This window comes from Streptomyces sp. NPDC002265 (genome assembly GCF_040296125.1).
Classification (GTDB): Bacteria; Actinomycetota; Actinomycetes; order Streptomycetales; family Streptomycetaceae; genus Streptomyces.
Genome location: NZ_JBEOWS010000538.1, coordinates 1 through 4391, shown reverse-complemented (window position 1 = coordinate 4391; position 4391 = coordinate 1). Strand labels below are relative to the sequence as shown.

Annotated in this window: 3 protein-coding genes and 1 pseudogene; all 4 read left to right on the top strand. The window is 75.1% G+C overall.

Annotation, left to right across the window (positions count from 1 at the left end):
* The first annotated feature begins 182 nt into the window (after nt 1-182).
* On the top strand, nt 183-1244 hold the full coding sequence (locus ABT085_RS44325) for an energy-coupling factor transporter transmembrane component T family protein (protein ID WP_351622308.1): 1062 nt from the start codon (nt 183-185) through the stop codon (nt 1242-1244).
* Complete coding sequence (locus ABT085_RS44320) at nt 1241-3001, top strand: ABC transporter ATP-binding protein (RefSeq protein WP_351622305.1); 1761 nt, start codon at nt 1241-1243, stop codon at nt 2999-3001. Before ABT085_RS44325 ends, ABT085_RS44320 begins: the two co-directional genes overlap by 4 nt.
* Nucleotides 2998-3816, top strand: coding sequence for an ECF transporter S component (locus ABT085_RS44315; protein WP_351622303.1), 819 nt, complete (start codon nt 2998-3000; stop codon nt 3814-3816). The genes ABT085_RS44320 and ABT085_RS44315 overlap by 4 nt, the downstream gene beginning before the upstream one ends.
* Nucleotides 3817-4155: 339 nt before the next feature.
* A pseudogene (locus ABT085_RS44310) lies at nt 4156-4391 on the top strand (lytic transglycosylase domain-containing protein); the annotation flags it as partial.

Here is a 4391-nt window from a genome sequence, read left to right as displayed (position 1 = left end):
GACCCCCCTCTGGGGGAGTGCGTGCCGGGCGCCGCCCGCCGGGCCCCACTTCTGTCCGGAGCTCTCGGGTCCGACGGCATACGCCGGGTTTTCCGCGCCCCTCGGGGGTGCGGGAGACCGGGCGACCGGCCGGGGACGGGCGGCGGTCCGGGCAGGCCGCCCGGCGGCCGTACCACCCGGCCGTGCACCCGGGTGCCTGGTGGCTGTGGTCGATCTCCCTCGGTGTGGCGGCCACCCGTACCACCAATCCGCTCCTGCTCGCCCTGCTCGTCGCGGTCTCCGCCTACGTCGTCGCGACCTGCCGCCCCGCCGCCGCCCTGTGGGCCCGCTCCTACGGCGCCTTCGTACGGCTCGCGCTCGCCGTGCTGATCGTCCGGCTCGTGTTCGCCGTCGTCCTCGGCTCCCCGATCCCGGGCACCCACGTCCTCGTCACCCTGCCCGAAGTCCCGCTCCCCCACTGGGCCCAGGGCATCCGGCTCGGCGGCCGGGTCACCGCCGAGGCAGTCGTCTTCGCCCTCTACGACGGCCTGAAGCTCGGCACGCTGCTCATCTGCGTGGGCGCGGCGAACGCGCTCGCCGGACCCACCCGCCTCCTCAAGTCCCTGCCCGGCGCCCTCTACGAGACCGGGGTGGCCGTGGTCGTGGCGCTCACCTTCGCCCCGAACCTGATCGCCGACGTCCAGCGGCTGCGCGCCGCCCGCCGGCTGCGCGGCCGCCCCGACCGCGGCCTGCGCGGCCTGCTCCAGGTCGGACTGCCGGTCCTGGAGGGCGCGTTGGAGCGGTCCGTCGCCCTGGCCGCCGCGATGGACGCCCGCGGCTACGGCCGTACCGTCGCCGTGCCCGCCGGGGTCCGCCGCGCCACCACCGCCCTCACCCTCGGCGGGCTGCTCGGCGTCTGCGCGGGAACGTACGGCCTGCTCACGGCGGAGGGCGGCACCTACGGCGTGCCGGTCCTGCTCGCCGGGCTCGCCGCCGCGCTGGGCGGCCTGTGGCTCGGCGGCCGCCGTACCCCGCGGACCCGCTACCGCCCGGACCGCTGGGACCTGCGCGCCTGTCTGGTGGCGGCCTCCGGGGCCGCCGTCGCCGCGCTGCTCGGCGTCGCGGACGAGACGGCCCTGCACCCCGGTGTCGTCCCGCTGGTGGCCCCCGCCCTCCCGCTGCTGCCCGCCGCCGCCGTACTCCTCGGCCTGCTCCCCGCATTCCTCGCCCCCGCCCCCGCCCCCGCATTCAAGGAGACGTCGTGATCCGCTTCGAGAACGTCTCCGTGACGTACGACGGAGCAGCCGAACCCAGCGTGCGGGGCGTGGACTTCGAGGTGCCCGAGGGTGAACTCGCGCTGCTGGTCGGCCCGTCGGGGGTCGGCAAGTCCACCGTGCTCGGCGCGGTCAACGGGCTCGTCCCGCACTTCACCGGCGGCACCCTGAGCGGCCGGGTCACGGTGGCCGGACGCGACACCCGCACCCACAAGCCGCGCGAACTCGCCGACGTCGTCGGCACGGTGGGCCAGGACCCGCTCTCCCACTTCGTGACGGACACCGTGGAGGACGAACTCGCCTACGGCATGGAGTCGCTGGGCCTCGCCCCGGACGTGATGCGCCGCCGCGTCGAGGAGACCTTGGACCTCCTCGGCCTGGCCGCCCTGCGCGACCGTCCGATCGCCACCCTCTCCGGCGGCCAGCAGCAGCGCGTCGCGATCGGCTCGGTCCTCACCCCGCACCCCCGGGTGCTGGTCCTCGACGAGCCGACCTCCGCGCTGGACCCGGCCGCCGCCGAGGAGGTCCTCGCCGTCCTCCAGCGCCTGGTGCACGACCTGGGCACCACGGTCCTCATGGCCGAGCACCGCCTGGAACGGGTCGTGCAGTACGCCGACCGGGTCGTCCTGCTGCCGGAGCCGGGCGCCGCTCCGGTGCTGGGCACCCCGGCGGAGGTGATGGCGGTGTCCCCGGTGTACCCGCCGGTCGTCGGTCTCGGCCGGCTGGCGGGCTGGTCCCCGCTGCCGCTGACGGTCCGCGACGCCCGCCGCCGGGCGTCCGCCCTCCGGGAGGAGCTGACGGGACGCGACGAGCCGGCCCCGGCACCCGTACAGGCATCGGCACCCGCCCTCGTACCCGCGCCCCGCCCGGCGTCCGCCCGGCCGCGCCTGCCGTACCTGCCGCGCCTGATCGGACGGCGGGCGGATGCCGCGGCGGCCGGGGTGACCGCCAAGGTGACGGCAGGGGTGACGGCCTCCGTCGCCCCGGCGCCCGCCCCGCCCGTCGCCGAGGTCCGTTCCCTCGCCGTGCGCCGCGCCCAGGTCCAGGCCCTGCGGGGCGTCGACCTCACGGTGGCCGCCGGCGAGACCGTCGCCCTCATGGGCCGCAACGGCGCCGGCAAGTCCACTCTGCTCGGCACGCTGGTCGGGCTGGTCGAGCCGACCGCCGGCACGGTCCGCGTCGGCGGGGCGGTACCGCACCGCACCCGGCCCCGCGACCTCGTCCGCCAGGTCGGCCTGGTCCCCCAGGAACCGCGCGATCTGCTGTACGCCGACACGGTCGCCGCCGAGTGCGCGGCCGCCGACGGGGACGCCCGGGCCACGCCCGGCACCTGCCGCGGCCTCGTCGGCGAGCTGCTGCCCGGCGTGACCGACGGCATGCATCCCCGCGATCTCTCCGAGGGCCAGCGGCTGGCGCTCGCGCTCGCCGTGGTCCTGACCGCCCGTCCTCCCCTGCTGCTCCTGGACGAGCCGACCCGCGGGCTGGACTACGCGGCGAAGACCCGCCTGGTGGGTGTGCTGCGCGCGCTCGCCGCCGAGGGCCACGCGATCGTGCTCGCCACCCATGACGTGGAACTGGCCGCCGAACTCGCCCACCGGGTCGTGCTCTTGGCCGAGGGCGAGGTGATCGCCGACGGCCCGACCGCCGAGGTGGTCGTCTCCTCCCCCTCCTACGCCCCGCAGGTCACGAAGATCCTGGCCCCGCAGCGCTGGCTCACCGTCGCCCAGGTGCGGCAGGCCCTGCGATGACGCGCCAGGCACGGGCCGTCCGCCTCGGCCCCCGCTCCCTCGCCGCCCTCGCCCTGGTCAGCGCCGTCGGGGTGGTCGCCTTCACCTGGCCGTTCCTGGCCCCGCCCGCCTCGCAGCTCACCGCCCACGCCCAGGACGCGCCGTGGCTCTTCGCGGGCCTGCTGGTGCTGCTGGTGCCGGTGCTGGCGGCGACGATCTCCGAGTCGGGTCTCGGCCCGAAGGCGGTCGCCATGCTCGGCGTACTGGCCGCGACCGGCGCCGCACTGCGCCCGATCGGCGCCGGTACTGCCGGCCTGGAGCCGATGTTCTTCCTGATGGTGCTGAGCGGCCGGGTCCTCGGACCGGGCTTCGGCTTCGTCCTGGGCTCGGTCACGATGTTCGCGTCGGCGCTGCTCACCGGCGGGGTGGGGCCGTGGATGCCGTTCCAGATGCTCGCCATGGGGTGGTTCACGATGGGCGCGGGCCTGCTGCCGGGCCCGGACCGGCTGCGCGGCCGCGCCGAGCTGGCCCTGCTCTGCGCCTACGGCTTCGTGGCCGCGTTCGCCTACGGCACGGTGATGAACCTGGCGGGCTGGACCTTCATGGACGGCAACGCCTCCGGCATCGCCTTCGACCCGCACGGGACGGTGGCCGCGAATCTGGCCCGTTTCGTCGCCTACTGTCTGGCCACCTCGCTCGGCTGGGACCTCGGCCGTGCGCTGGTGACGGTCGCCCTGACCCTTTTCGTCGGTCCTGCGGTGCTGAAGGCGCTGCGTCGCGCCACGCGCCGGGCCGCCTTCGAGACCGCGGTCACATTCGACGCACCCACACCGTGAGACCCCGTGCACACAGTGTCGCGGAACCGGTGAAGCACCCCACATGACGCACGTCACCTACTAGCCGCGATAGTCGACAAAAAGAGACAGGTTTAGAAGCGGAGCCATGCTCTGACCTGGGGATTGAGAGCCAGCTCACACGGAGCGCCGACAGCCCGAATGCGGCCACAACTAGTAAAAGGGGTCATTGCGGACATCGGTCGCGGCTGGTTGTCTTGAGGACGTCGCCAGGCACCACGGCCCCCCAGGGGTCACGGTGCCGACGCATGCCAGGACCGGAAAACACACGGTCCCCCGGCGAGCGAGCGACTCCCCGTCCCCCAAAGAAGGTGATCCCCCGTGTCCCTCGCCGCCATCCGCCGCATCGCCAGCCCGAAGAAGGCCCTCACCGTGACCGCCGTCGCCGCCGCCACCGCCGGCCTGGCCCTGGCCGCCGCCCCGGCCCAGGCAGCGAGCACCTCCTCCGCGCAGGCGATCGCCCACCGGATGATCCCGGACGCGGCCCAGTACAACGCCTTCAACCAGATCGTCACCCACGAGAGCGGCTGGAACCACACCGCCACCAACTCCTCGTC

Bases quoted from the DNA above. Each gene is read 5' to 3' on its own strand.
- ABT085_RS44315 (WP_351622303.1), top strand. From the start codon at position 2,998: ATGACGCGCCAGGCACGGGCCGTCCGCCTCGGCCCCCGCTCCCTCGCC.